Source organism: Paenibacillus sp. FSL K6-2859 (genome assembly GCF_038008265.1).
GTDB classification, from domain to species: domain Bacteria; phylum Bacillota; class Bacilli; order Paenibacillales; family Paenibacillaceae; genus Paenibacillus_AQ; species Paenibacillus_AQ nitricinens.
On sequence record NZ_JBBOYU010000001.1, the window covers coordinates 2,793,374 to 2,819,814 of the forward strand.

At 43.0% G+C, this 26,441-nt stretch carries 27 protein-coding genes and 1 tRNA gene; 20 read left to right on the forward strand and 8 right to left on the reverse strand.

The genetic code is table 11. The annotated features are described in order from the left end of the window. Window positions 1-245: 245 nt before the first annotated feature. Window positions 246-485, forward strand: coding sequence for a hypothetical protein (locus MHB64_RS12210; protein WP_341134515.1), 240 nt, complete (start codon window positions 246-248; stop codon window positions 483-485). A 92-nt stretch (window positions 486-577) separates the two neighbouring features. On the opposite strand, the gene MHB64_RS12215 is transcribed toward MHB64_RS12210, so the two are convergent. Beyond that, entirely contained in the window at window positions 578-718 is a 141-nt protein-coding gene (locus tag MHB64_RS12215; RefSeq protein ID WP_156113100.1) for a hypothetical protein, read from the reverse strand. Window positions 719-1,029: 311 nt separating this feature from the next. Between MHB64_RS12215 and MHB64_RS12220 the strand changes: the two genes are divergently transcribed. The 3 genes from MHB64_RS12220 to MHB64_RS12230 are packed head-to-tail and all read left to right on the forward strand — an operon-like array spanning window position 1,030 to window position 5,055. Beyond that, complete coding sequence (locus MHB64_RS12220; RefSeq protein WP_341134516.1) at window positions 1,030-3,015, forward strand: AraC family transcriptional regulator; 1,986 nt, start codon at window positions 1,030-1,032, stop codon at window positions 3,013-3,015. Beyond that, the gene (locus tag MHB64_RS12225; protein ID WP_341134517.1) at window positions 3,002-4,051 is read left to right on the forward strand and encodes a FecCD family ABC transporter permease; all 1,050 of its coding nucleotides are present in this window, start codon (window positions 3,002-3,004) and stop codon (window positions 4,049-4,051) included. The genes MHB64_RS12220 and MHB64_RS12225 overlap by 14 nt, the downstream gene beginning before the upstream one ends. Further along, window positions 4,048-5,055, forward strand: coding sequence for a FecCD family ABC transporter permease (locus tag MHB64_RS12230; RefSeq protein ID WP_094878155.1), 1,008 nt, complete (start codon window positions 4,048-4,050; stop codon window positions 5,053-5,055). Before MHB64_RS12225 ends, MHB64_RS12230 begins: the two co-directional genes overlap by 4 nt. Before the next feature lie 271 nt (window positions 5,056-5,326). Here MHB64_RS12230 and MHB64_RS12235 read toward each other — a convergent pair whose 3' ends face one another. Together MHB64_RS12235 and MHB64_RS12240 are read right to left on the reverse strand one after the other, a co-directional pair. Continuing rightward, window positions 5,327-5,992: a cyanophycinase gene (locus tag MHB64_RS12235; protein ID WP_094878154.1), complete on the reverse strand. Its 666-nt coding sequence runs from the start codon at window positions 5,990-5,992 to the stop codon at window positions 5,327-5,329. A gap of 318 nt (window positions 5,993-6,310) precedes the next feature. Further along, window positions 6,311-6,766 carry a GNAT family N-acetyltransferase gene (locus MHB64_RS12240; protein WP_094871388.1) on the reverse strand — a complete coding sequence of 152 codons (456 nt, stop codon included), beginning with the start codon at window positions 6,764-6,766 and terminating at the stop codon, window positions 6,311-6,313. Window positions 6,767-7,423: 657 nt separating this feature from the next. Between MHB64_RS12240 and MHB64_RS12245 the strand changes: the two genes are divergently transcribed. Next, window positions 7,424-7,654: a hypothetical protein gene (locus MHB64_RS12245; protein WP_094871390.1), complete on the forward strand. Its 231-nt coding sequence runs from the start codon at window positions 7,424-7,426 to the stop codon at window positions 7,652-7,654. A 106-nt stretch (window positions 7,655-7,760) separates the two neighbouring features. Here the strand turns inward: MHB64_RS12245 and MHB64_RS12250 are convergent. Next, window positions 7,761-7,832, reverse strand: a tRNA-Val gene (locus MHB64_RS12250). A 133-nt stretch (window positions 7,833-7,965) separates the two neighbouring features. Continuing rightward, the gene (locus MHB64_RS12255) at window positions 7,966-8,268 is read right to left on the reverse strand and encodes a phosphatidylinositol kinase (RefSeq protein WP_094871392.1); all 303 of its coding nucleotides are present in this window, start codon (window positions 8,266-8,268) and stop codon (window positions 7,966-7,968) included. 307 nt (window positions 8,269-8,575) lie between these two features. Here MHB64_RS12255 and MHB64_RS12260 point away from each other — a divergent pair, with 307 nt between their 5' ends. The 4 genes from MHB64_RS12260 (at window position 8,576) to MHB64_RS12275 (ending at window position 10,847) form a co-directional block, all read left to right on the forward strand. Further along, window positions 8,576-9,652, forward strand: a complete 1,077-nt coding sequence (locus MHB64_RS12260) for a site-2 protease family protein (RefSeq protein WP_341134518.1) — start codon at window positions 8,576-8,578, stop codon at window positions 9,650-9,652. A 104-nt stretch (window positions 9,653-9,756) separates the two neighbouring features. After that, complete coding sequence (locus MHB64_RS12265; protein WP_094878151.1) at window positions 9,757-9,969, forward strand: hypothetical protein; 213 nt, start codon at window positions 9,757-9,759, stop codon at window positions 9,967-9,969. Window positions 9,970-10,078: 109 nt separating this feature from the next. After that, a complete protein-coding gene (locus MHB64_RS12270) occupies window positions 10,079-10,522 on the forward strand; it encodes a GNAT family N-acetyltransferase (RefSeq protein ID WP_094871397.1) in 444 nt (147 codons plus the stop codon). Window positions 10,523-10,607: 85 nt separating this feature from the next. Continuing rightward, a complete protein-coding gene (locus MHB64_RS12275) occupies window positions 10,608-10,847 on the forward strand; it encodes a DUF3892 domain-containing protein (protein WP_042187294.1) in 240 nt (79 codons plus the stop codon). Window positions 10,848-10,911: 64 nt separating this feature from the next. On the opposite strand, the gene MHB64_RS12280 is transcribed toward MHB64_RS12275, so the two are convergent. Then, on the reverse strand, window positions 10,912-11,649 hold the full coding sequence (locus tag MHB64_RS12280; RefSeq protein ID WP_341134519.1) for an MBL fold metallo-hydrolase: 738 nt from the start codon (window positions 11,647-11,649) through the stop codon (window positions 10,912-10,914). A gap of 163 nt (window positions 11,650-11,812) precedes the next feature. On the opposite strand from MHB64_RS12280, the gene MHB64_RS12285 reads away from it, so the two are divergent. Both MHB64_RS12285 and MHB64_RS12290 read left to right on the forward strand, forming a co-directional pair. Then, on the forward strand, window positions 11,813-12,367 hold the full coding sequence (locus MHB64_RS12285) for a copper amine oxidase (protein WP_042187298.1): 555 nt from the start codon (window positions 11,813-11,815) through the stop codon (window positions 12,365-12,367). 80 nt (window positions 12,368-12,447) lie between these two features. Further along, the gene (locus MHB64_RS12290; protein ID WP_042187300.1) at window positions 12,448-12,759 is read left to right on the forward strand and encodes a DUF1292 domain-containing protein; all 312 of its coding nucleotides are present in this window, start codon (window positions 12,448-12,450) and stop codon (window positions 12,757-12,759) included. A gap of 130 nt (window positions 12,760-12,889) precedes the next feature. Here MHB64_RS12290 and MHB64_RS12295 read toward each other — a convergent pair whose 3' ends face one another. Next, complete coding sequence (locus tag MHB64_RS12295) at window positions 12,890-14,365, reverse strand: aminotransferase class I/II-fold pyridoxal phosphate-dependent enzyme (protein WP_094871400.1); 1,476 nt, start codon at window positions 14,363-14,365, stop codon at window positions 12,890-12,892. Window positions 14,366-14,461: 96 nt separating this feature from the next. On the opposite strand from MHB64_RS12295, the gene MHB64_RS12300 reads away from it, so the two are divergent. The 4 genes from MHB64_RS12300 to MHB64_RS12315 all read left to right on the forward strand — a co-directional run bounded on the left by MHB64_RS12300 (window position 14,462) and on the right by MHB64_RS12315 (window position 19,147). Continuing rightward, window positions 14,462-15,751, forward strand: a complete 1,290-nt coding sequence (locus MHB64_RS12300; RefSeq protein ID WP_094871403.1) for an MFS transporter — start codon at window positions 14,462-14,464, stop codon at window positions 15,749-15,751. A gap of 299 nt (window positions 15,752-16,050) precedes the next feature. Further along, window positions 16,051-16,647 carry a hypothetical protein gene (locus tag MHB64_RS12305; RefSeq protein ID WP_094871404.1) on the forward strand — a complete coding sequence of 199 codons (597 nt, stop codon included), beginning with the start codon at window positions 16,051-16,053 and terminating at the stop codon, window positions 16,645-16,647. Window positions 16,648-16,913: 266 nt separating this feature from the next. After that, a complete protein-coding gene (gndA, locus tag MHB64_RS12310; protein ID WP_341134520.1) occupies window positions 16,914-18,329 on the forward strand; it encodes an NADP-dependent phosphogluconate dehydrogenase in 1,416 nt (471 codons plus the stop codon). A gap of 269 nt (window positions 18,330-18,598) precedes the next feature. Next, window positions 18,599-19,147, forward strand: a complete 549-nt coding sequence (locus MHB64_RS12315; RefSeq protein ID WP_341134521.1) for a shikimate kinase — start codon at window positions 18,599-18,601, stop codon at window positions 19,145-19,147. A 4-nt stretch (window positions 19,148-19,151) separates the two neighbouring features. Here MHB64_RS12315 and MHB64_RS12320 read toward each other — a convergent pair whose 3' ends face one another. Further along, on the reverse strand, window positions 19,152-19,457 hold the full coding sequence (locus tag MHB64_RS12320; RefSeq protein WP_094868505.1) for a rhodanese-like domain-containing protein: 306 nt from the start codon (window positions 19,455-19,457) through the stop codon (window positions 19,152-19,154). Window positions 19,458-19,566: 109 nt separating this feature from the next. On the opposite strand from MHB64_RS12320, the gene aroA reads away from it, so the two are divergent. From aroA to ptsP, 5 genes are all read left to right on the forward strand, one after another. Beyond that, window positions 19,567-20,859: a 3-phosphoshikimate 1-carboxyvinyltransferase gene (gene aroA / locus MHB64_RS12325; protein WP_341134522.1), complete on the forward strand. Its 1,293-nt coding sequence runs from the start codon at window positions 19,567-19,569 to the stop codon at window positions 20,857-20,859. Window positions 20,860-20,934: 75 nt separating this feature from the next. After that, window positions 20,935-21,363, forward strand: a complete 429-nt coding sequence (locus MHB64_RS12330) for a CoA-binding protein (RefSeq protein ID WP_094868507.1) — start codon at window positions 20,935-20,937, stop codon at window positions 21,361-21,363. Window positions 21,364-21,516: 153 nt separating this feature from the next. Continuing rightward, a complete protein-coding gene (locus MHB64_RS12335; RefSeq protein ID WP_341134523.1) occupies window positions 21,517-22,185 on the forward strand; it encodes a hypothetical protein in 669 nt (222 codons plus the stop codon). Window positions 22,186-22,704: 519 nt separating this feature from the next. Continuing rightward, window positions 22,705-24,591, forward strand: a complete 1,887-nt coding sequence (locus tag MHB64_RS12340; protein WP_094868509.1) for a glucose PTS transporter subunit IIA — start codon at window positions 22,705-22,707, stop codon at window positions 24,589-24,591. Then, a complete protein-coding gene (gene ptsP / locus MHB64_RS12345) occupies window positions 24,588-26,357 on the forward strand; it encodes a phosphoenolpyruvate--protein phosphotransferase (RefSeq protein WP_094868510.1) in 1,770 nt (589 codons plus the stop codon). Before MHB64_RS12340 ends, ptsP begins: the two co-directional genes overlap by 4 nt. Window positions 26,358-26,441: the final 84 nt, after the last annotated feature.

Sequence of the window (26,441 nt, forward strand, 5' to 3'; positions counted from 1 at the left end):
ATTATATTGGATATTCGTATTTCTATAAAATGATGTTGAAAGGTCGTGTGCGTGATGGATAACGGGTATTTTGTGGGTTGGGGCACGTTAGCATTAATAAATGCCGGGTTAGCGCAAGGTAAAAATAGAAGTGGTTTAAACTGGTTTTTAATTTCTTTGCTTTGTGGCCCATTGGCTACATTTTTTCTTGTAATATCGAGTAAGCTGCAAATTCATTAGCCCATAATATTTCGGGAGGGGATTTTTTGCTGAAAGCACTAAGGCTGTTCGGTATTCTATTTAGTGCAGCAACAATCATTCTGGCAATATTTTTTTTCCGTGATCAGGATCAAGTGATTATGTCTTGGACAATGATGGGGATGTGCGGAGCTCTGATTTTTAATGGCGGAGCTACCTATTTTAAAACTAAAGATAAAATGGCTGCTCTGTCTTCGATTGTTGGGATAGCACTCTTAATATTCTCGCTTACTCAATTTCCTTTTTAATAAAATACCCCATCAACCTATAAGGTCGGTGGGGCTTTTTTACGTTTTATTTCTTTTTCAATCAAGTTATAGTAGGTTGCTGCAGGCTAAGCTTATTTCTTTTTCTTCTTTGTGGGTCCGATCTGGCGCCTTACTTTATTGTTCTCATCAACCTCGATAATATAAATGTCTTTCACTGTACCGGAAAGAGTAAACCATTCACGTAGAGCATCAGCTTCAGTCATTGGTCCCAATATTCGTTTCCCCCTATAACATATAAAAAACACTCCTACTCCTTAGTGAGTTTGCGAAAATGCAATAGTCCTCAATACGATACTCATTAACTATTTTCAGTAAGTCTCATTATTTTATATTAATGCTAAATTATAGGGGATGCAATATTGAGAGATTGTTCCTGTTTAGTTCAAATACATTTATAAAAGAAATCACTAAACAGCGATTGACAAAATAGAAGAGCTGCCTAATACTAATTGATAATCATTATCAATGTTTAAGATGTAATTAATTTAAATAGATTGTGTAACGGATCGGAGTGAAATGCAAGATGAAGTTGGAAGATCATATTGCCGCATGGAATTATGCAGCCGTTAAAGTGCTGGATATTCGACATGCTGTGATGGAGCCTGGGGACAAGCTGCAAGGCTATATATTACCTGCATGTGGATTTATCTACTGTGTGCGGGGTGCGGCCAGCTTGAATCTCAACGGTATAGATTACGAAGCAGACCGTCATTTTATTGTGCATGGTGGCAAGGGTATGAGACTAAGCATAGAGGCAGGGAAGATTTTTGAATACTATTTATTATTCTATAGAGCCTCCTTACCAGGAAGAAAGGATTTAGCAAGACTTTTGGAACGAAGCAACCCATTTCGGATGCAGTATGGCTTCGAGTCTTTGGAGCCATTGCCACTGCACTATCAACTAATGGCAATGGAACAACTCTGGGCACAAGGAAGCTTATTGGAAAGAATTCAAGTTAAAGGCTTGTTCTATCAGTTTATACATGAATTATTAAAGCAGTTTACAAAGGATGGAATTAACCTCAGGCAACCGGATGTTATTGGGCAGGTTGTCCGTTATATTGAGGTGCATTATCGTCACAATTTATCACTAGAATCTATAGCGGAGCAATTTAATTATAGCCCTCGTCATTTATCAACGCGTTTTAAAGGAGAGACGGGGTTCAGCTTGATCGAATATTTGATACGATACCGGCTTGAACATGCAGAAGAGCTATTACGATGTACCGATGCTCCACTTCGCGATATTGCAGAAGAAGTTGGATATAGCGATGTGTATTATTTCAGTCGTATGTTTAGTAAATACAATGGTCAATCTCCCATCCGATTCCGCAAGGAAAGCAGGCAGGTGAGCTTATCGGAGAATCGTCCATTTACCACCGCCAGATTCTCCATTGGCGAGAACATATCCTCCCGATATAATGTTGTTGAATATGATAATCATTATCACTGCTGTTATCATAATAAAATAACCGGAGGGTCTTCACCTATGCGAATAACAAAGACATCAAGTTTTATTGTAGCGATGCTGCTTAGCTTTACCTTGCTTTTAAGTGCATGCGGATCTGCAAACGTTGGTTCTAATGCCACGAATTCTAAGGGATCCAAAGCTTCTGAAGTTACATCATCATCAGCTAATAATTCAATTGCAACTGACAATAACAATAAAGAGGCTCAGACAAGAACTATCTCTACGGTAAAGGGAGATATTGTCGTTCCAGCTAATCCAGAGAGAGTTGTCGTGTTATACCTTCAAGGGGATCTTGTTGCCCTCGGCATTAAGCCAGTAGGTACTTCGAGTGTCTTTGAAGGAGCGGCCTTTGCCGAAGAGCTGGGGGGTATTGAAGATCTTGGTTCATGGTATGAACCTAATCCAGAGGCTATTATGGCAGTAAAGCCGGACTTGATCATAGCTGCTTCTGAAGAAACTTACGAAATCCTTAACGATATTGCACCGACCATTCCAATTCCTTATGAAAAAATGGCGACAGACGAACGTATAATGAAGATTGGTGAGGTATTTGGCAAGGAGCAGGAGGCACAAGCTTTATTAGATAATTTCCACGAGAAGTTGGAGAAAAGTAAGCAGAAGCTTGATGAACTTGGAATTTTAGATAAGACAGTAACCATTATCGAGGGCGGCAAAAAAGAGATGGCGGTAATCGATAGCAAGCTTTACGGAAGAGGTTCTCAGATTATTTACGAATACTTAGGACTAAAAGCACCAGAGATTCTTCAGAAGAAGATTGATGGCAGGGAGAAGGCTACTGGAGGGTTTGTTTCCTTAGAAGTGTTACCTGAGTATATAGGAGACTTCGTGTTCCGTTCTGTATGGGATGGGGCTGATGATTTGTCGGACAACCCCATTTGGAACAGCATTCCAGCAATCAAAGAAGGTAGATTGATCGAAATTGGGTTTGATTTTTCATATTATTCAGATATCTACTCTCTTGATAAGCAGCTAGATTTTGTAGTTGAGAAGCTAGTATCAGCGTATGAAAAAAAATAGAAAGCTAGATGATAGAACAGCTGTTATTCCTAATTTAAGAGGGAAATCGTATTTCGGTCTGTTTTTACTCCTAGGGATATTGCTGCTGCTACTTTCAGTAGCGGCTTCTATCTCTTTTGGCTCTGCTTCCATGAGCCTGAAGATGGCATGGACAGCGATTTTTAATTTTGATCCTGAACTGACCGAGCATCAGATTATCCATGCCCTTCGTATTCCACGTACGGCGGCTGATATTATTGCGGGCATGTGTCTCGCGGTAGCAGGAGCAGTTATGCAAGGCTATACGCGAAATCCCTTAGCCGATTCGGGATTAATGGGAGTAAATGCTGGAGCTGCTCTTGCAATGGCCGTTACATTAGTTTTCCTTCCAGGGCAATTGCAGACGACAACCTTGCTAGTTAGCTTTATTGGCGCAGGACTTGGTGCAGGATTAACGTATCTTGCTGCTTCAATGAATCGTTCAGGAATGACACCTCAACGATTGGTGCTAGCTGGAATATCCATTACAATGCTATTTGGAGCTGTGGGATCATTTATCTCATTAAACTATGGAATTGGTCGTGCCCTTGCTTATTGGACCTCGGGAAGTGTGGCTGGAGCAACATGGATGGAAATTAAGCTAGTTATTCCTTGGTTCTTAGGTGGGCTGGCTTTATCATTATTCATTGCACGCTCTATCACTGTTTTAAACTTGGGGGAAGAGATCGCGAAAGGATTCGGGCAACGGATCGTTCTCGTTAAGATGATAGCTACGCTTGCGGTCCTTTTACTAGCGGGTGTAGCTGTTGCACTTGTTGGGCCAATCGGCTTTGTAGGGTTGATTATACCGCATATCATGCGTTTTTTTGTAGGTGTAGATTATCGTTATATTATACCGGCATCAGCCATTTACGGCGGCGCACTTATGGTTGTAGCGGATATCGCAGGAAGGCTGATTAATCGTCCGGCAGAGACAGCACTCGGGATTATTTTTGCAATGATCGGTGTTCCTTTCTTCTTGTTAATTGCGAGCAAAGAGAGGAGAGCCTTCAAATGAATGTTGTTAAATCGCATAAGGCTACAATATGGATTCTATCTCTCATAATACTGCTCATTGCAGGAGCTATTCTTAGTCTTAATATGGGAAAGGTGTCTCTTAATCCACTTGAAGTATTTCAAGTATTGCTTGGACAAGGTCCAGAAGAGCATAATCTCGTTGTTTATAAGTTTCGTCTTCCTCGGATCGTATTAGCGATACTTGTTGGATTTGGGATGGCACTGGCAGGTGCTGTTATGCAGGCTTTGCTGCGCAATGATCTGGCTGATCCCGGCATGCTTGGTATTAGCTCAGGTTCAGGTCTTATGGTGTTGCTGATTATCTCAACAGTAGGTATTCAAGGCACCGCTATAACATTATTACTACCAGCTATGGCATTCTTGGGTGGTTTGCTGGCAGCAGCTCTGATATATGTTCTAGCCTATAGAAAACGTCGTTTGATTTCTTCTACACGACTTGTCTTGACTGGTGTTGCGATTAATATGGGGTTAAGTGCTCTGTCGTTATTCCTGACTTTAAAGCTGGATGACCAGAAGTATGATTTTGCGCAGCGTTGGCAAGCAGGATATTTATGGGGGGACAAGTGGTCTTATATCAGCTTATTAGCACCTTGGGTATTGCTGCTATTCGCATATATTATTTCCAATTTCAGGACATTGAACGTCTTGGTGTTAGGCAATGAAATTTCGATAGGCTTAGGAGTCGCTGTAAAGAAGAAATTTTTGCGTCTGGCGATTGCGGCTGTAGGCATTGCTTCTGGTTGTGTAGCGCTCGGGGGCTCGATCTTCTTTATTGGATTGATTAGTCCGCATGTGGCTCGCAAGCTGGTAGGTCACGACTACAAAGTACTTCTGCCAGCTTCAGCACTTATTGGTGCGCTATTGCTGCTTGTAGCGGATACGATTGCTCGGACGGTCAGCTTTAAGTCGGATATTCCAGCAGGGATTATTGTAACAATGCTGAGTGTGCCTTACTTTCTATATCTATTGATGCGTTCAAAATAATATCGGAGTTCTTTCCAATGTATAAAAAAGACTTCATTTTGGGTTTTTCCGCGAACTCTTATGATGTTTCTAAATTCCTCTTCTTGGACTTATCTTCAGCTATCATGCAACCCTGATGCTTGGTGTACCAAGTAGAATTACGACTGAGTGGTTAATTGAACTATCTTGTCCCGTTAGTTCAATAAAATGAGCAACTAGCATCTGCCGGAAATAGAAAGACCGCCATTGAAGGCGGTCTAAAAAATTCATCATTTCTGCCCGACAATCCTAATTAGAGCGTCTCAACCAATTTCTGAATCTTTGAGCGGGAAATTAAATATAAAGGACCCATTATTTCTATTTTGCCGTCCTTTACACGTATAGCGCTCTCCTGTTCTGCCGCGTAAACATCAATCTCTTCAGATAAGGGGAACAGATAGCCTTGAACAAACGTGGCGTAGTCACGTTGAGAATGAGATTCATAGGCAAAATAATCAAAGCCAATACCATCATAAATAGTACTTGTTTCAGCTTCATCAGTGTTATTCAAGCTTAACCATTTTGCAGCCATGTTTAACGCACCGGCGCTGGCACCCATTATAACGGCATTGCTGTTCTTAATAACATCCGATAATTCATAATCCGCCAAAAAATCGTTCTGCAAAACAGGATACCCACCGCATAAAAAAATGACAGAAGCGTTTTGAATTAATCGCCGGGCATCTTCCTTCTGCATGCGGTAATCAATGAAATGATATTCTTCAAAAATAATATTAGCCTGATTCAACCATGTCCATTCAGAAACATCATCAAAGTTAATTTGCTCACCTGTATAACCAGACGGATCAGCGCTAATCATAACAAGCGATTTTCTGTCTTGTATATCCTCATGCAAATAATGGACCAGCTTCTCTGGAAAAAAATTATTAAACCAACTGAAATAGTAGTGAGTACTCAAACTTAATTACCTCCATATGTATTATTAACATTCATCCATTCTTAACGAGAAAACATATTATACACGCTAGAAAGAGAACAGTTCTAAATCGAACACTAGATTACTATAACATGCAATTTAAGTATGAGAATTATGTTTCCACGTTATCCTGCCCGCTAGATGATGCACAGTACGAAGGTACAGATCATTAAGGGAGTAGGCGTATCCCTTCTCTCATAAAGGTTATGACAAAGCAGACGCATGTAGCGCACCAGAAGTGACAGGACTTAACTAACGTTCCTCGTTAGTTAAGTCCAAAACAAACCATGTTGCGATAAATTACTTTATAGTGTCGTGCTCATAAATTTTGGTGGGTCGTCCCCATTCGAAATTATCTAAACCGACTTCTCTGAATCCATATTTCTCATAATAACGAATATGGTCGGTCGTTATATAAACCTTCGTATATCCTAATTGCCCCACCATTTTTCTGGCATGCTCCAACAATACTGAACCTAAACCTTGCCCTCGCTCATTCTCGTCAATGAACAAAGGTGCAATCCATGGCGATAAATCTTTACGAATTATATACTCCTGCACAATCAATTGATAAAATCCAATTATTTTGTCGTTTTTCAATAGCAGAAATGTAAATGGCAAACCATCTTTAGCCGATAAACTTTCGTCAATTTTAGGGAGGACTACCTTCTTTACATTTGGCCATTTTTCTTTAACATATTCAGCAAACTCTATATGACGCTCTGGACACTCTATTATAGATTTAATAACTTGCATTAAGCCACTCCTTTATAAATATGTTTCTTGATGAGTATCACTTTCAAAAAAGGTGCTTTCAGATTACATCTTAAGTTAACTGCGGGGAACGGAAAGTTTATTTTAAGTTAAACTATACTGCCAGTTAGCATAAAGAAGCATCTTCATCGAAAGTCATATTAATTGTTGCACTGCACGAAGATATGAACCAGTATGACACAGATCGTGAAGGAGCAAAGAAAAGAGGATGTTGATTGATATGCAACTTGATTTATTTGAAGTAAGTTACCGAAGATACAGGGACAGAGAGGGGAATAGTCCTCCTCTTCCACAAGAAGGATATAAGAAATGAGGAAAATAACTTTCGTAAACAACAGAGGTTGGGGCGAACAGAGTAGATACACGGAAGTTCAAGAGTTTAACGATGAAGCTACAGAAAAAGACATCCAAGAGGCTTATGTAGATTGAGTTTGGGAACAGATCGGAGACAATTTCACCTGGTTTGAGGGGGAGGAAGCCCAATGACACAAAGGGACTGACAAAAGGATATGGAGATGTGCGATGCGGTTACTAAACGCACCTACTTATACTAAAATTTAGGTGGAGAGCATTTTACAAGTTGGCTTTAGAGCTGAAACTCGTATAAGAAAAAGAACTCAATAAGGAGGGCAAGGATATTTGCAAGAAATAACCGAGAAACAAAATCTTAATTGGGACAGCTTACCTATGACACTCCGCCCGAAACACATAAAGATAATGAAAATGAGTCAAGCCAAGCTGTACGAATTCTTAAGAGATACACCTTTTTATGCTGCAAAAGCAGGAAGGGAATTATATATCATTAAAGCGGAATTTGGAAATTGGTTGGAGGGTAGAAGCGATATTTTCCCAGAGGATCAGATGAACTGATACGAAAAGTAAATCGCGATTCCTATCAAATTCGTATCACAGGGGTTTTTTAATAGAATATAAGTGAATAAAAACAAAAAGCCTTGAAATTCAAGGCTTTTTTCTATAGGACGGATGGGGTTCGAACCCATGACCCCTACCCTGTCAAGATAGTGCTCTCCCGCTGAGCTACCGTCCTGCGACGAATTTCATAATACCATACGATAGAGTAGGATGGCAATTCTTTTTTTACAATCTATAGGGAGGATAGTTTACATAGTCTTTAAAATAATAAAAAAAGAGGATGACTCTAACATCCCCTTTACACTATCTCAGATAAAGAACGGAAGTAAAAACAAATCGCTTATGCCGTAAAAAGGAATGCGTCGTGGATAGAAGCGACGTCTTGGGTAAAAACCTGGGCGGAAGCCAAATTGTCTGTACGCCGATTCTTTTGTAGGCATTCCGTTCATGTGTTCAACCATTTCATTGCTTGGAACCGCAAGGGTAACATAATTTTGATCTACATGAGCAATAAAGCCGTCAAATGATTGACCGTCAGTCATTGTAACACCAACGTATTTGTTCATACAATTCCAACAGACCTGTTGATGAAAATTTGTATTTGATTCCATGGAGAACCTCCTCAATTGTTTAAATCCTGATAACAGTCTATGGCCCTTAGCCTACAATGTTCACGGCGTTTGCCTAGAAGGTGATCATTAAAATCGAGGAGGAAAAACTTTGAAGTGCAAGCATCTTCCTCACCCCCTAATTTTGAACCGGGCGCGTTGGCCATACTTGTCCCATTCCATCTTTAAAGTTGCGTCGTATACTTAGCCAAGTGCTTTTTTATGGAAATACTCCTGCAGCGCTTATGATAAAATGGATGGTAATGTACAGAAGTTAGATAAAAATTGAAAGATAAAGGGGCTTGAGATCTTGCCGCAAAATGAGCAGAAAAAGAATTCTTCCACGCCATGGAAATGGTTGGGAGGCGGGGCGGCGATGCTCCTGTTTAAAGGAAAGGCGATTTTGTCTCTTCTGAAAATAGGTAAAATTGCCGGGCCGTTAATATCAATGATGATTTCAATAGGGGCTTATGCTTTGATTTACCCGTGGGGGTTTGCCGTGGGCTTTGTCCTGCTCTTGCTAGTCCATGAATTAGGACATGTAATAGCAGCGAAACGGATCGGGCTTCCAGTCAGCGCTCCGCTATTTATACCGTTTTTGGGAGCTTTAATTACAATGAAGAAACAGCCGTTGGATGCCCAGACAGAAGCTTATATTGCTTTTGGAGGTCCGATCTTAGGAACCATTGGGGCTACAGCCGTTTTTGGGGCGGCTTATTACATGGATAGTCCACTTCTCTATTCCTTGGCTTACATAGGTTTTTTACTTAATCTGATCAATCTGCTGCCGATTCACCCGCTTGACGGTGGCCGTATTGCAACCGCGGTGACGCGCTGGCTGTGGCTTGTGGGGCTCGTGGGTGGTTTAGCTATCATCATCTATATGCGTTCGATCTTATTCTTTATTATTTGGGCATTATTTGCTTACGATCTGTATAACAAATATGTCAAGAGACGCACTAACAAGCGCCTTTATTCTGTAACGAAGAGTTTCTTAATTCCAGTAGTGCCACTTAGAGATGCAGGCTACATGATTCCAGGACCAGAGCATAGAAGAGATTTACCTTTTACTACTTACAGTGATTTGGAAAGACAGCAGTATGTAGGGGTGAGATGGGATCAGCTGAACTACATTGGTAGAGCTACGCTTCCGCAGCAATGCATCATTGAAAAGGTACGTATCTCGCAGCTAGAGCCTGTGACCTTAGAGAATGGGCTTCATCTTAAGATGAATTGTGATATCAGCTATTCGGTCTATGAGAACGATAAGTATTACGATGTGCCGGCTAGCTTACGTTGGAAATACGGTATCGCTTATTTTGTATTAGCTGGCTTTCTGGCAGGAATGATGTACATGGTCCATGCTGTTGGAAATGTGAATTTATAAGGGATAGGATCGGGCAATGAAGTGATTCAATGGTTTATAAAACTCCTGAAACGTCAAAGCTGTAAAGAGAATAACTGCAGTTGAGCGGTGAAAGGAGTAAAACCATGTCTAAATTTTTGAAATGGGAAGTCGGTGTTTGTCTGCTGTTACTGATGGTTTTGGGAGGATGTTCCGAGGCGAAGCCAACAAAAGTCATAGAAATCAAAGAAATGACTAACCTGGATGGAAAGCCGAAAGGTCAGTATCCTCCATTGTCACCAGTGATGCAAGACACATACAATCGTTCGATTCCTGAAGAAGTATATTCTGCAGATTAGTGCAGCGTAGAAGACGATTTCTCATGCTCAGGCTTTTCTTTCTAGTCGAATTTTTATATAATAGACAACTATCGTTGGATACATAGAGAGAGAGGAGTTTGGGACTAACATGGCGGCAGAAATCTTACGGGTAACTACAGAGGAACAGCTTCAGATGGGGCTGGATATTCGTACCAAAGTATTTGTAGAGGAACAAATGGTACCGGCTGAGGAAGAAATTGATGAATACGATGTTATCGGTCCGAATGTGCACCATATTCTAATTATAGATGAAGGTGTACCTGTGGCTACGGGAAGATTGATTTATTACAAAGCAGGTACAGCCAAAATGCAGCGTATCGCCGTACTGAAAGATTATCGAGTCAAAGGATACGGACGTGTTCTGTTGCTTGCGATGGAAGAGCTTGCTCGGGAACTTGGACTGGATGCTTCGATTCTTGATGCACAGTGCCAAGCTGAGAATTTCTACAAGAAGCTGGGATATGAAGTGATTTCTACGGAACCTTTTTATGACGCAGGTATTTTACATGTACGGATGCAGAAAACTCTTTAAAAATAGTGCACATAATTTACCGTTCCATGAAGCAAGCTAGGATGTGCCATATGATGGCAAATCCAAGTGCAAGGGGCGAGCTGAAGTGCCAAATAACGAACGCGAAAGTTTCGTAGCTGTACAGAAAAATGGAGACGGAGATTTAACCAGTTTCCAGACCTCTACAGGACGTGTCCTGGCGTATGACCAAGCGCTTCAAGAAGTACAAGCCGGAAATATTGCCGGAGTGAATGCTTTTAAAGGTAAAGACGGAGGAACTTATATTCGCGGCGACGCGGATGGGGACCCAACCAACAATTTGGACAATCTTCCGAGTTTCTCATAGTTCTAAAGATAAAGACCGTACATACGTCATCGGACGTCAATGTACGGTCTTTTTTTAATCATAATCAGAGTTTATAAATTACATGCTGCTCAATAAACTCCATCTCTCCAGTAAGCCCGACGAATTGAGGTTGTTCATCGCTGTAATGCATGAGCTTGATGATATGCCGAACATCTTCAGGTAAAGTCATTAACTCCTCCAGCGTGGTGTGAACAACCCCTGATCCGCCAAGCTGACAGTCATGCAGAATCATTCGGACGCCGCGCTCTCGGACAAGGCTTATAAGTAGCTCCGGCTGAAAAGTCATATCCGCGCTATAGAAAATCTCGTTATTTATTAGAAGGGAATAGCTATCTTTGCCAGGAATATGCGGCGTATGTATGATTTCGAGCGAAAGAGAAGGAGCGAGCTTGTACGTAATTCCGGGTTTCATAGGTGTAACCTCGAAGATATCGGTTAGGGAGGCTACTGCATCTTTTTGATATAATCCACCCTTTAAGGTGTTGGTCCAAAGTGGCTCAACAAGCGTCTCAGGTAAATGTAATCTCATAGTTTTCCCGTATACGTGCTTTAGCGTAAGTGCTAGCTCTTCCAGACCTCCAACATGGTCCGCATGAATATGCGTAATTAGAGTAGCGTTTACGTCACGGAAGGATTTCCCGATGGCATGCATGGCAAGCGGAGCTGTAATCCCGCAATCAATCAGTAGGGTATAATCATCAGCTAGTAGCAGGCCATTATTGTTAAAATAGTTTTTTGCAAAAGCATTGCCAGTTCCTAGCATTTGTAGGCTCAGACTCATAAGAAAGTACCTCCTGAAATCGCTGTTAGCTAATATATCAACTTTGAACAAGTACATAATATCATTTTAAGGGAGATGAATGAAATATTTACCTACAATTAGCGCAACTTGCTGAGACAAAGTAAGTATACATTAATAGCATGAATTATTTGGAGGGTTTCAAATGAATAGATGGAAAAAAGTCACTTTATGTGTGTTTGCTTTTTCCTTGATGGGTGGCTCCTTATTGTTCGCCGATTCTGTGAGTAAGAAAATCAGGGTATGGAACAACGGGACGGAAATTGTAGACGGCGGTTATTTGATTGATGGAAAAACATATATTCCCGCTAGAGAAGCGGGCGGGGTAGTGAATTGGGACGGATCTGGAAAAGTGACGATTCTTAAGCCTAATGTTCATATTGTTCTTTTTAAAGATAATACGGTCTTTGGTAACGTAAACGTAGGCAAGCTTAAGATTAAGATATTAACCCAAGTAGATAGCTTAACAGAAGAGGTTTCAGCTGTGAAAGTAGCCATAACAGACCCTTCTGGTAATGTTAAGGATATTCAGTCGCAGGAGCTTGAAGGCTCGCAGAAGGATAATTTCTGGTTTCCGACCTCGGAGTTTACTTATGATTTTAAAGAAACCGGCAAATATCGGGTAGGCTTCTATATGAAAGCTTCCAAAAATGCGGATTACGTTCTTGTGTCAGAAAAGGTAATTACAGCTCTTAATTAAGGGTTCTAAATTGACCTGAACTAAACTAACGTGGTAGTATACCAGATGTAGGATAATACAATTCAAAGTGAGGTATTACAATGAGCGATCACAAACATGAGCATGGTGAAGCATGCGGTTGCGGGCATGATCACGACCATGAGCACGAGGAGTTTGTGCTGACCTTGACGAACGAGCAGGGCGAAGATGTTGAAATGGTATTGGTTGAAACTTTCGACATCGGTGAGAAACTATACGCGCTGCTGTTAGAAAAGGAAAATCCTGAAGCGGATGGCATTATTCTTCGTATGGAAGAAGAAGACGAAGAAATGGTATTGTACAATATCGAAGATGAAGAAGAATGGAAAGCTGTTGAAGAAGCTTACAACAATCTGCTTGCTCAGCAAGAATAGATTTTAGCGACTAAATTAAGCTGTTCTATTGTGTATATGACAGTTGATGTTTATATACAGAAACCCGATACTTATTATGGTATCGGGTTTTTGTATAAATGAATGAATTTTTTTAGGGAAATGATGGGTCTTAGGAAATAGGATCGGCTTCTACAATCACTTTTATGTTAGTGATGCTGCGGTCTTCAGGACCCTTAACCGGAAGTCCAATCTCCACATGGTCGATAATATAATCGATGTTATCCTGAGTGATAACTTCGCCAGGGAGAAGAATAGGTATTCCAGGCGGATATACATATATAAACTCTGCAATAATGTAGCCAGCAGATTCACGGAATGGAACTAACTGCGTATCCGCATAAAAAGCGTCCCTTGGAATCAAAGCAAGCTGTGGAATTTCTGGAACCTGAACCTTAAGTTCGTAGATTTCACCCTTGCTATAATGAATGGCGGACAACACCCGAAGTGCAGCTAATAATTTATCTACTGATTCTTGGGTATCACCTGGGGTAATAAGGCAAAGAATATTATACATGTCACTTAGTTCTACTTCGATGTTGTATTTCTCGCGCAGCCAGTTTTCGGTTTCGTATCCTGTGATCCCTAAATGGCGCACATGAATGTTGAGCTTGGTTGGGTCATGATCAAATGTTGCTTCTGTCCCAAGGATCTCTTTTCCAAAGCTGTACAGGCCTTCGATCTTATTGATCGTTTCGCGTGCGTAGTTGGACAGTCTGATGGTTCTTTCCGCCATTTCATGACCGTTCAGCGCGAGATTACGTCTTGATGTATCCAAAGACGCTAATAAAATATATGAGGTAGATGTTGTAGTCAGCATGCTCATAATGGTCTGTACCCGTTGCGGGTTAATCAGACCCGTCTTAGCATTAAGATTCAGTACCGAGCTTTGCGTCATGGAGCCGCCAAGTTTATGCACACTAGTGGCAGCTATGTCCGCTCCGGCCTGCATGGCCGATACCGGCAGATCCTCATGAAAATGAATCAGTACTCCATGTGCCTCGTCCACCAATACGGGTACACCGTAACGGTGAGCCAGGTCGACAATCGAACGCAGGTCGGCGCATACACCGAAGTACGTGGGATTGATTACTAGAACTCCTTTGGCGTCTGGATGACGCCTTAACGCTCGTTCCAGCGAACTGGTCGTTATGCCGTGATCTATCCCGAGATTCTCATCCTGAACAGGCGAGACAAACACAGGCTTGGCTCCGGAGAAGATAATGGCCGACATCACAGATTTATGAATGTTACGCGGCACAATTATTTTATCACCCGGTGAGCAGACAGAGAGGATCATCGTCATGATGGCATTGCTCGTGCCCTGTACGCTAAAATACGTATAGTCGGCGCCGAAAGCCTTCGCAGCCAGCTTCTGAGCTTCCTGAATTACTCCAGTTGGCTGATGTAGATCATCAAGCGGTGCGATGTTGATTAGATCGATGGATAGAGCGTTATCGCCGATAAACTCACGGAATTCGGCATCGGTTCCTAGCCCCTTCTTATGCCCCGGAATATGAAATTGAACGGGATTGCCGGCGGCATGCTTTTTTAAAGCTGTGAAGAGGGGAGTACGGTGTTGATTCATTTAATGCTGTCACAACCTTTCGCGAATATTAAAATTTAAGGCAAGCATCAGTATAACAAAACAATCTACAGAATACTAGGATTTGGATGTGATAGAATGTCCACAAAAGCTGCACAACGTACACATATCAGTTTGACGTCGCCATTTATCATGGAGATGTGGGTAATTATTTTTTTAGTTGAGTTTGTTAAAGGGTCGCTACTTGTCGCTCTGTTACCCGTATATATGGAGAATATTTTGGGTCTATCTGTTACGGTAGTAGGCTTTGCCTTTGCGCTCCAGTATTTGGGGGATAATCTATTCCGCAGTCCTTCTGGCTGGGTTATGGAGCGCATAGGATTTCGCTGGACCATGACAAGTGCCTTGTTGTTGATCCTAGTAGCTGTTGGAATGATAATATATGCCAAAACTGCAGTTACGCTTTCGATTGCCTGTCTTATTCTTGGGATCGGGACATCCCCGCTTTGGCCTTGTGTGATGACCGGAATAACGGAATTGGCGGGATCTACTAAAAGCGGCAGCAGTGGTGCAGCTATGGGTGCTGTAGAGATGGCATCGCTCGCAGGAACGGGAATCGGTCCGATCGTAGTGAATTTTTTGATGGATCAGGGGGGACAAAGCTATCGTGTAGCCTTTTTGGTCCTGCTAGGGTGTGCTGCTGTTGTAGTTGTGGTTGCCCTATTTCTACCTAAGAGAATCTCGACAAGTGGAACTCATGCAGTTGTAAGGGACATGCAGGGGCTCGGCGGAGCTATTGAGCGTAAAAAAATCAGTCCATTAGAAAGTATAAAAAGAACACTACATCAGGTCAGAACGACGCTTAAAGTCAGTCGCCTACTATATCCAGCCTTATTTCTTCAGGCTTTTGCCATTGGTTTGATGACGCCTGTAGTTACCTTGTTTGCACGTACGGAGCTTCATGTTAGTCCAAATCAGTTTAGTCTACTTCTGATTGCAGGTGGGGGAATTACGGTGCTTGCTCTAATTCCAGCAGGCAAGCTGGTGGACCGAATCGGAACAACTGTGTTTCTGAACATTGGCTTTTTGCTCGCCGCCTTTTCCCTTGCCCTGTTCTCACAGGTGCGCTGGCTCCCGCTTGCTTTTATCGCGGTGGCATTGGTCGGTATAAGCTACGCGCTTATTCTCCCGGCATGGAATGCCTTTCTGGCTAAGCAAGTGCCTAAGGGGGAACGAGGGACTGTGTGGGGGCTATTCTTGACCTTGCAAGGCTCAGGGATGGTGGCAGGGCCGGTGATATCAGGTAGACTATGGGACCATGTAGGTCACGGTGTACCGTTTCTGATGAGTGCAATTGTAATGTTGATGCTCTTTGGGTTGCATTTACTAATTGTACACAGAACGAAGCTGAAATTTAAACCTAGTTGACCTTAGAAGTGAAAAGCCGCTGACAATCTGAGAATTAGATTGTCAGCGGCTTTTTTTAGGAAGGATTCGGCTCAAAAAGGACTAAAAGAAATAAAAAATTCAATCAGCGTTTGGAGAAAGTCTGTTGCGGGTAAAAATAGTCAATAAACCAAGTTACCGCTACATAAACTGAAGTATAAAATAAGACTAAGACGAACGCATTAGTAACTACTACTTGAAGAGGTCCGGCAGCCATAAATACTCGGGAATTGAACAATTGTGTTGGCTTTGCAGATGTGAAGCAGTTAGGGGGGAGTGCCGTGAACAAAAACGACGAGGTGGAGTATTGTAACCTGGAGTTACGTTTCGACAGACAGCATATCCAGGACCTGATCAAGGATTTGATTCAAAAAGGTTATTCCCTATATTGGAGCGAGAACGAACAGGTCTTTGTAATTTCGGTCCGTACGGGTCGTAAACTGGTGAAATTACGGTTTCAAAGGATCAAAGATGGCTATAAACTCGTGGGAGACTATATGATTCGTGATGCTCGCTTGTCAGAATGGATGGAGAAGTTAATTGGGGACATGCGGGGCCATGCCATAGTAAAGCGCTTCCGGGACCGTCAGATTATTATTGAAAATATTTTGTTCGGCGAAGTGATCCGTCTTGTCGAAATCTCGGGTTATCAGCAGCGAGTCTTATACCAGAAGGGTCCTATGCTCACAGATGAGGAGCTGACCAAGCTCTATTATTCTGTTGAAGGAGAGGAACGAATTCGCCAGCGTAGGATTGAAGTGGATGAGCAGCTGGATCGATTATATGATGCACTTAAGGCTGAGGATATGATTCGTGCGGAGAAATGCCGAGCTCAGCTTACCTTTTTGACGAAGGAATTGTATATGTTAGAATGGTAAACAAGGTGCTGAAATAAGCTGTTTAGGGGCACCCCGAATTTCGGGGTGCCTTAGATTTGTTTGAGAACTTGCAGACAGGGGTTCACTTCTGGCACTAAAAACGTTAAAATAGTCATTGTGATCATTTTCATATTGGCAATGGTTTTGTTGATGAATTTGATCTTTATTCGCAGGGCAGGCTTTGCTGTCTCTGATAAAGGGTGGTATTCTTATACTGCGAGAAATGGATTTCCCAAAAATATAGGGTGCAAAGGGTGGAGGACCAGATGGCAAAACAACAAATCGGCGTTATTGGCTTGGCGGTAATGGGCAAGAATTTGGCTCTAAATATCGAAAGCAAAGGTTTTTCCGTATCCGTGTTTAACCGCTCACCGGAGAAGACACATGATCTTCTAGCTGAAGCGGAAGGTAAGAACCTCGTAGGCACATTTTCTGTAGAGGAATTTGTAGCTTCGCTTGAAGCACCGCGCAAAATTCTGATCATGGTTCAAGCTGGTAAAGCTACTGATGCTACCATCGAGCAACTGTTGCCGCATCTTGATCAAGGCGACATTATCATCGACGGAGGAAATGCTTATTTCCCTGATACGGTTCGTCGCAGTAAATATCTGGAAGAAAAAGGTTTCCGCTTTGTCGGAACTGGCGTTTCTGGCGGAGAAGAAGGAGCACTAAAAGGTCCTTCCATTATGCCTGGCGGTCAAGAAAGCGCATATAAGCTAGTAGAACCAATCCTAACGGCAATCTCAGCTAAAGTTGACGGTGAGCCTTGCTGTACATATATCGGACCAGACGGTGCGGGACACTATGTTAAAATGGTGCACAACGGTATCGAATATGGTGATATGCAATTAATCTGTGAAGCTTACCAGTTGTTGAAAGACGTTCTGGGTCTGGATGCAAAAGAACTTCACAACATTTTCAAAGAGTGGAATAGCGGTGAGCTCGACAGCTATCTGATCGAAATTACTACAGACATTTTTGCTCAGTATGATGAAGAAACTGGTAAACCAATGGTTGACGTGATCCTTGATTCCGCTGGACAAAAGGGAACTGGTAAATGGACAAGCCAAAGCTCACTGGATCTTGGTGTACCTTTGTCCATGATTACCGAATCCGTATTCTCACGCTTCCTGTCTGCAATGAAGGATGAGCGCGTAGAAGCAAGCAAAGTGCTTAACGGACCAGAAGCTACACCATTTGATGGTGACAAAGCTGAATTCATCGAGAACGTGCGTAAAGCATTGTTCGCAAGTAAAATCGTATCCTATGCTCAAGGCTTCGCTCAACTTCGCGTAGCTTCTGACGAATACGGCTGGGATCTGAAATATGGTGAGTTGGCTAAAATTTGGCGCGGCGGTTGCATTATCCGTTCCCGTTTCCTACAAAACATCACGGATGCTTACGAGAACAATGCAGATCTTAAGAACCTGTTGCTTGATCCTTTCTTCAAGGATGTTATGGACAAGTACCAGTCCGCATGGCGTAAAGTTATCGCTTCAGCTGTAACGATGGGTGTTCCAGTACCTGGATTCTCCAGCGCATTGGCTTACTATGATAGCTATCGTACTGAAAGACTGCCTGCGAACCTGCTTCAAGCACAACGCGATTACTTCGGCGCACACACATTCAAACGTGTAGACAAAGAAGGCGTCTTCCACCACAACTGGATGTCAGCTGAATAATTTAGTTCGTTACGGTTATAAGCAAAAACGCCTTCCGCGTCCCTAAAAGACGGGTAAGTGTTTATGCGAGAAATATAAGGATAATGTATAACGTGAAACTTATACTTTCTTATATGTTAGAAAAGTGGCCCGAATTGCTTCACCAGAAATGGGGAGGCTTTCGGGCCTTTTTTGTTGAAATTTTGATGTGTATTTACTATGTGAAGCAGATTGTCTAATGTTTTGACCCTGTGTTATGATATGACAAATATCGCGGTTGGAGGATAGACATGGCTGGGGATACAGAACAATTTAAAAAGTTGAATGAAGAGCAAAGAAATAAGAACATTATTTTAGTAGGGATGATGGCAACGGGAAAGTCAACGGTAGGTGCTATTTTGGCCGAGGAACTGGGCTATGAGCTGGTTGATTTGGATCATGTCATTGTTGAAACTGAAGGCCGAAGCATTGCAGAAATTTTCGCGGAAGATGGAGAGCATTACTTTCGAAGCGTGGAAACAGCAGTACTAAAGCGTATGCTAGAATCTGAGAATAAATTAATATCTACGGGTGGTGGCGCGGTATTGGCGCCGGGGAATACAGATTTAATGCTGAGTAAAGGGCATGTGGTTGCGCTAACGGCAACAGAAGAAGAGATTATTGCCCGCGTTAGCGGAGATCAGAATCGTCCGCTGCTCGCCGGCAATGCAGAAGAACGGGTTAGACGTATCATGGAAGACCGTCGAGAAGCTTACCTGTTCGCGCATTACACGGTCGATACAACGGGACTGACAGCGGCAGAAGTGTCGCAACATATTTTAATGCATTACCGCGGCTGAGCTTTTAAGAGAGTGTTTCATTCCATTCAATCATACCACCGTTTAAATTTGTAGCATGAATGCCAAACTGCTGTAGATATTCGCAGACACGTTGGCTTCGAGCACCGGAACGGCAGATGAAGATCACTTTGGCATCACTTGGAATATCCTCAGTGCGGTGTGGAATTTCTCCCATGGGGATATGCTGTGCACCGGGAATCATCCCGAAGGCGACCTCTTCGTCTTCACGAACGTCGATGAGTACAAGGTCTTCCCCTGTCTCTAGACACTGCCGCAATTCTTGCGGTGTGATTTGTGGAACATTATGCATGGTTGTGACCTCTTTTCATCAGAAGAATGGTTTAATGATAACACAAGCATAGAATACCCTGTCAAACAAGCACTACATACAACTATATCTACTAAGGAGAGTTTATATTATGGACGTTATTGTTAGGCCAACGCCATCCCTGCAAGGAGAATTTGGGGCCCTCTCTTCCAAAAACTATACCACTCGTTATTTGCTGGTTGCTGCATTGTCAGAAGGCGTAAGTACGATCTATCATCCGGCACATAGTGAAGATAGCGATGCCATCCGTCGTTGTATTGCAGATTTGGGAGCTGTACTCACAGAAGATGATGAGAAGATTGTGATTCAGGGCTTTGGACGTAAACCTAAGGATGTTAAGGAACTTAATGTGGGGAATGCTGGAGCCGTATTACGTTTTCTAATGGCTGTAGCTGCTTTAAGCCCTGAGGTCACATTCGTAAATACGTATCCTGACTCTTTGGGCAAACGTCCACATGACGATCTGATCGTGTCTCTAGAACAGCTTGGTGTGAAGGTAGAGCATAATGAAGGTAAGCTGCCGATCACGATCCGCGGTGGCAAACCTGTTGGGGGGAGAATTACAGTTTCAGGTGCTGTCAGCTCCCAGTTCCTAAGCGCTCTACTATTCTTGACACCATTGCTTGAAGAAGATAGTGAAATTATTGTCCTTGATGATTTGAAATCAAAGGTTGTCGTAGGTCAGACGTTAGAAGTATTGGAGCAGGCTGGAATTGTGGTTCATGCGGCGGATGATTATATGACCTTTAAAGTACCAGGTCGTCAAGCCTATGCGGCAAAGACATATACTGTTCAAGGTGACTATCCTGGCTCTGCGGCTATTCTTGCGGCTGCTGCTGTTACCAAATCAGATGTTAAGGTACATCGACTTGTGGAACAGAGTAAGCAGGGAGAAAGAGCCATTGTTGATGTGTTGCGAATGATGGAAGTACCACTTACTCATAAAGATGGAACAGTTCACGTACAAGGGAACGGCGTTCTAAAAGCTGTTGAATTCGACGGAGATGCTGCCACCGATGCAGTGCTGGCTATGGTAGCTGCTGCAGTATTTGCTGAAGGCACTTCACGATTCTATAATGTTGAGAACCTTCGGTATAAGGAATGTGACCGTATAACTGATTACTTGGCAGAATTGACTCGTGCTGGAGCCAATGTTGAGGAACGCCGCGATGAAATTATCGTTCACGGCATGCCTGAAGGCGTTGAAGGTGGTGTGACCATTAACGCGCATTACGACCACCGTGTAATTATGGCGTTGTCCGTAGTAGGTTTACGAGCGCGAAAACCACTTTTGATCAAGGATGCTCACCATGTCGCTAAGTCGTATCCACAATACTTTGATCATCTGCGTGCGCTTGGTGCGAATGTGGAGTGGGTACAATAGAAGTAAGGGAGCTAGTGAATTTAGCTTCAGTTATATAACGATCATAAAGTGTAACTATGGAAAGGGGCACTATGTATGAGCTTTGAGAATCCAAGTCGGGAACAGATCGGAGATATCCTTGCTTCTGCAGGTAATATTGCAGTTGTTGGCCTGTCTGACAAAACAGATCGTACCTCCTATATGGTTGCGGGTGCTATGCAAAGTCGGGGATATCGGATTATCCCTGTAAACCCATTGGTTGATGGTGAAATATTGGGAGAAAAGTGCTATCATACGTTAGCGGAAATTCCAGAGCCGGTGGACATTGTCAATGTGTTCCGTCGAAGCGAATACTGCGCAAAGGTAGCACAGGAGGCCGCTGACATCGGCGCACGTGTGCTCTGGCTCCAGCAGGGTATCATTAGCCAGGAAGCCGCTGAAATCGCTGCTGAGCACGGTATGACGGCAATTATGGACCGCTGTATCAAGGTCGAGGAAGCAATCACGATGCATGGGCGTAAATAAGCGTTGTTTGATTACGACGGCTGTACAGCCTATACAATTTCTAATGCAAATCACCATTTAAACTTGATATACTGAAGTTAGACGAAGAACGTCCTTTATCCGCATGATTTGCGGTGAAGGGCGTTTTTTTATTTTTACGGGGAGGATACTATTATGGAATTTGAAGAAGCACATGGTTTGTTCATTAACAAGCACTTGAAGGAAAGATCAGGAGAAAGAAAGGGGAGGCTGGTTAGAGGTCATAATTATGCGGAGAAGTTGTTCTTGCAGAATGTATGGTGGCCATTGTTTGAGAGCCTTGATGATTTGCATCCAGAATACGAAGTGTACGACTGGAACCGTAAATCTCAATTTCTGGATTTCGCTTTTCTTCCGCAGAGCGGCGGTAGTCTCGGGATTGAGTGCGATGGGTTTCAAAGCCATGTGAAGGACATGGACCGAGAGAGATTCAACTATGCAGCTAATCGGGACACTTTTCTGACCGGAATGGGGTGGAAGATGGTTCATTTTTCTGTTGATGATCTTCAGCACCGCCCCGAGGTGTGCCGGATGCTTTTGCAATTGGTGCTGGCACCTCATTTAGCGCGCAAATCTGCAGGCGTGGATATTTTGTCTGAGGAGAAGGAGGTTCTGCGGTTGGCTTGGCGACTGGGTAGGGCGATCCGTCCAAAGGATGTGACCACCCATTTCAGCATTAACTTTCGAACGGCGCGCAGATTGTTGCACTCGTTGAGTGAGAAGGGACTAATAAAGCCTGTAATTACGGGAGAACGGGTTCGACAATACGAGGTGAAAACTATGCGGCCAGATCAAATATGGTAGGAGAGGTAGATTAATTGCACTATATACAACTATATCGGAAATACCTCTATTCTATTGTGGTTTAGTTGTACTTTGTACACTTATTACACACCAAAGGTAAGAAAAAGGGCGAAATTATTAAAAATAATTGCACAAAGTACACTTATATGGATTTCAGTGCTTCTAGGATATAAATAGTTGCACAAAGTACAATTAATTTCTTTTATAATCATCGGCAGCAAAAGAAAGAGACTCAGTCAGCATACAAAACTTCATTCAATAAATATAACTATACACTTGAAGCATTATTAGAGACGCACATTCATTTAGAGCAACTTTTTATCGGTTTTAACCAACTTTAGCATTGTTTGCTTTAGTGCTTTGGAATCCCGAGCCCAGAGAATGGTGTTTCTAGGTGATTTTATTGAGGAGTGAGTGTGTATTTGTTTTAAATATACCCGGAACTTTTCCTTCAGTTTATTTTGACAAAAACCCCCGCAGCGCTTACCATTCAATATAGAAAGAAAGGAGAGGGTAGCCTTGAATTGGCTCGGATCATTGCAGCAATTGGGCAGAGCCATAATGCTTCCTACCATGGTACTGCCGGCGGCAGCCATTTTGCTTAGTTTGGGCAGCTTACCTTGGTCTGCATGGGGACTTTCTTCGGTATCCGAAGTGGCTACATACGCTGGGCAGGGAATCTTTTATTTTATGCCTTATTTATTCGCTGTGGGTGTAGCATGGGGATTATCCAATCAAGCTGGAACGGCGGGTCTTGCCGCATTGGCTGGAATGTTCACTTACGACCGGATTGTTACCCATATGGGAGACGGGCTTGTACAACCTGCAACACTTATCGGAATTTTGCTGGGTATAGTTGCCGGTATTGCTCAAAACCGGTTCAAAAATATCAAGCTTCCAGAGGCGATACAGTTCTTTGGAGGGTCGCGTTTTGTTTTGCTGTTCATGGGATTGTTTTCGGCTGGCTTTGCATGGGTGATGTTAGGGATCTCTCCACTGCTGCAAAGAGGATTGGATGATCTTTTTCAAGGAATATTGCAGACAGGCGGATTTGGCGTTTTTATTTATGGAGTGCTATATAGAGTACTAACAGCCTTCGGTCTTCACCATATTCTCAACAATGTGTTTTGGTTTCAGTTTGGAAACTTTACAACTCCTGATGGTAGCACTGTCGTTCAGGGGGATTTGCCACGTTTTTTTGCAGGCGATCCTACGGCGGGCATTTTTATGGCGGGTTTGTTTCCGATTATGATGTTCGCACTGCCAGCCATTGCTTTTGCAATTATTCAGGAAGCGCGCGAGGACTTGAAGCCTAAAATTAAAAAGACTTTCATGCGAGCGGCTTTGGTTTGTTTTCTGACCGGGGTTTCAGAGCAGATTGAATTCGCGTTTTTGTTTGCTTCTCCGTATTTATTCGCGATACATACTGTAATGTCTGGTCTTGCTATGGTACTGACCTATATGCTGGGAATTCATCACGGGTTCTCTTATTCGGCAGGAGCGATTGACTTCTTTTTGAATATGCATCTGTCGCAGAGGGCTTGGCTTTTGATTCCGATCGGTATTGGTTATGGAATTGTATATTATAATTTATTCCGCTGGGCGATTCGCCGTTTTCAGATCCCGACACCAGGGCGTGAAGAAGGTTCCGAACTTGGTGATTGGGCAGGCAATATCCCATATCAGGCACCACTGATCTTGGAGGCGCTTGGTGGCAAGGAGAATATCGTACAAGTACAATCCTGTATCACTCGTTTGAGGCTAACCGTCCATAATGATCGATATATAGATACGGGGGCGCTAAAAGGTCTTGGCTCTGCTGGGATTATCAAGCTCGGTGGCGGGAATGTTCAGGTAGTATTTGGTACGTATTCAGAGCTTATCCGCGAGGAGATTAATAAGCTAATGCTTCGTGATTTGCCGCAGGTGTTGTTCAGTTCTCCGATGCAGGGTAGAATGATGCCCATTGAGGAAGTACCGGATCACATCTTTGCAGCGAAGCTAGTGGGTGATGGAGTTGCATTTTTGCCGGAAAAAGGGGAGCTTACATCACCTGTATTCGGGAAAGTTATGCACGTCTACCCTACAATGCATGCCGTTGGTATTGCTACACCGGAAGGGCTGGAGGTACTTATGCATATAGGGATCGACACTTCGCAGCTTAAAGGGCCATTTGAGGCGGTTGTAAAAGAAGGCGACAGTGTGGAACCAGGTCAATTGCTTGTTAAATTCGACCTCGCTTATTTGCGTGAGCATGCAGCTTCACTGGCTACACCAATGGTGATTACGAATCCTGATCGAGTAAAATCATGGAGCTATGCTCCATTTAAAAATGTTAAAAAGGGGCAATCTTCAGTAATGTCCGTAGTCTTACATGAAAGTAACGTTGGAGGGATAGAAGGATGATACAAGGCATAGGCGCAGCAGCAGGTGTAGCTATCGGGAAGGCCTTTGTCTTACCGAACTGGGAGTGGAGCTTACCAGACACACAAGTGAACCCAGTGGATCTAGCTAAGGAGTTTGAGCGTTTATACGAAGGTATCCGTACCTCTAAGGACGAGATTGAATTCATCAAAAAAGAATTCAGAGAAGTAGTCGGTCCAGAGGAATCCAGCATTTTTGATGCTCATCTGGCGATTTTGGATGATCCGGTGTTTATGAGTGAAATCCGGGGGATTATTGAACGCCAGTATAAGGCGGCGGAAGTAGCTGTTAAGGAAGCGATTGATCATTTTGTAGCGATGTTTGATCTGCTGGATGATGAATACATGAAGGAGCGGGCGGTTGATATCAAGGATGTCGGTAACCGTCTGTTAAAGCATCTTTTAGGTGCTCCTGAAGTCACGCTGCCATCGGATACACAGCCATATATTCTCGTCGCGAAGGAGTTGTCTCCTTCCCAGTTAGCTCACTTGAACCCAACTTATGTTCTAGGTATTGTTACTATGATGGGCGGTAAAACCTCACATTCCTCCATTATGGCTCGTGCGCTGGGCATTCCGCTCGTAGCAGGCTTGGAGAATAATTTGTCTAACCCAATTCAGACCGGAGACATGCTCGTGATAGACGGAGACACCGGATCTGTGCAAATTCATCCTGATGAGGTAACGATCAATGAATATGTGTCTCTTCGAAATAAGCAGCATAAAAAGAAAGAACAACTGGAATTGCTTGCTACAGTCGATGCCGTCACTAAAGATGGCGTTAACCTGCGATTGGCCGGTAATATCAGCTCCGTCAAAGAACTGAATTTAGCGCTCAAGTATGGAGCTGAGGGTGTAGGTCTATTCCGTACAGAGTTTCTTTATATGGATCGCAGTTCTTTTCCGACGGAGGATGAACAATTCGAAGTGTATAAACAGGTTGTCGAGAAGGTAGGCAGCAATATGGTTGTGATCCGTTCGCTGGATATAGGCGGGGACAAGCATCTGGATTACTTCCAGCTGCCAGAAGAGCAGAATCCGTTCCTTGGCTATCGTGCCATTCGAATCAGCTTGAATCGACAAGATATGTTCAAAACTCAGCTAACCGCCATTTTGCGGGCGAGTGCATATGGGAATGTAAAGCTAATGTTCCCTATGATATCTTCCGTAGAAGAAGTACAAGCGGCAAAAGCTGTATTGGAAGAAGTGAAGGCTGAACTGGAGCTTAGGGGCATACCTTTTAATCGGAATATTCCAGTCGGTATTATGATTGAAGTTCCAGCTGCGGTTATGATTGCGGATTTACTGGCTGAGGAAGTAGATTTTTTCAGTATTGGTACGAACGATTTGGTGCAATATGTACTAGCCGTAGACCGTATGAATGAACAAATTGCGCATATGTATCATCCATATCATCCAGCGGTTCTGCGAATGATCCGTATGACTGTAGAAGCAGCGCGTAATGCAAAAATAGATATAAGTGTATGTGGTGAAATGGCAGCAGATGAACGTTCTTTGCCACTTTGGCTGGAGCTAGGGATTAGTGATCTTAGCATGTCGCCGCAGGCACTGCTTAAGGTTAAACACCGTACCCTGAATACACTGGCTATAGACGCTACAAGGGTTGCCAAAGCTTGCTTCCATCATCGTACAAGCTCGGAGACGGAAGAAATCCTAAGTGCTTATGCTCAAAAAAGCGGTATTACACTTGGATCAAGCGTGGAAACAAAGGAGAAAGCTTCTTCATAGGTTATCAAGCGCTACATCATCAAGCCCACATCAAGGTTCGGCATTCTTGCCGGGCCTTTTTCTTTTGTACTAGATTGTTATAAA

Bases quoted from the DNA above. Each gene is read 5' to 3' on its own strand.
- MHB64_RS12220 (WP_341134516.1), top strand. From the start codon at position 1,030: ATGAAGTTGGAAGATCATATTGCCGCATGGAATTATGCAGCCGTTAAA.
- MHB64_RS12225 (WP_341134517.1), top strand. From the start codon at position 3,002: ATGAAAAAAAATAGAAAGCTAGATGATAGAACAGCTGTTATTCCTAAT.
- MHB64_RS12230 (WP_094878155.1), top strand. From the start codon at position 4,048: ATGAATGTTGTTAAATCGCATAAGGCTACAATATGGATTCTATCTCTC.
- MHB64_RS12240 (WP_094871388.1), bottom strand. From the start codon at position 6,766: ATGCAAGTTATTAAATCTATAATAGAGTGTCCAGAGCGTCATATAGAG.
- MHB64_RS12255 (WP_094871392.1), bottom strand. From the start codon at position 8,268: ATGGAATCAAATACAAATTTTCATCAACAGGTCTGTTGGAATTGTATG.
- MHB64_RS12265 (WP_094878151.1), top strand. From the start codon at position 9,757: ATGTCTAAATTTTTGAAATGGGAAGTCGGTGTTTGTCTGCTGTTACTG.
- MHB64_RS12270 (WP_094871397.1), top strand. From the start codon at position 10,079: ATGGCGGCAGAAATCTTACGGGTAACTACAGAGGAACAGCTTCAGATG.
- MHB64_RS12280 (WP_341134519.1), bottom strand. From the start codon at position 11,649: ATGAGTCTGAGCCTACAAATGCTAGGAACTGGCAATGCTTTTGCAAAA.
- MHB64_RS12285 (WP_042187298.1), top strand. From the start codon at position 11,813: ATGAATAGATGGAAAAAAGTCACTTTATGTGTGTTTGCTTTTTCCTTG.
- MHB64_RS12290 (WP_042187300.1), top strand. From the start codon at position 12,448: ATGAGCGATCACAAACATGAGCATGGTGAAGCATGCGGTTGCGGGCAT.
- MHB64_RS12295 (WP_094871400.1), bottom strand. From the start codon at position 14,365: ATGAATCAACACCGTACTCCCCTCTTCACAGCTTTAAAAAAGCATGCC.
- MHB64_RS12300 (WP_094871403.1), top strand. From the start codon at position 14,462: ATGTCCACAAAAGCTGCACAACGTACACATATCAGTTTGACGTCGCCA.
- gndA (WP_341134520.1), top strand. From the start codon at position 16,914: ATGGCAAAACAACAAATCGGCGTTATTGGCTTGGCGGTAATGGGCAAG.
- MHB64_RS12315 (WP_341134521.1), top strand. From the start codon at position 18,599: ATGGCTGGGGATACAGAACAATTTAAAAAGTTGAATGAAGAGCAAAGA.
- MHB64_RS12320 (WP_094868505.1), bottom strand. From the start codon at position 19,457: ATGCATAATGTTCCACAAATCACACCGCAAGAATTGCGGCAGTGTCTA.
- aroA (WP_341134522.1), top strand. From the start codon at position 19,567: ATGGACGTTATTGTTAGGCCAACGCCATCCCTGCAAGGAGAATTTGGG.
- MHB64_RS12330 (WP_094868507.1), top strand. From the start codon at position 20,935: ATGAGCTTTGAGAATCCAAGTCGGGAACAGATCGGAGATATCCTTGCT.
- MHB64_RS12335 (WP_341134523.1), top strand. From the start codon at position 21,517: ATGGAATTTGAAGAAGCACATGGTTTGTTCATTAACAAGCACTTGAAG.
- ptsP (WP_094868510.1), top strand. From the start codon at position 24,588: ATGATACAAGGCATAGGCGCAGCAGCAGGTGTAGCTATCGGGAAGGCC.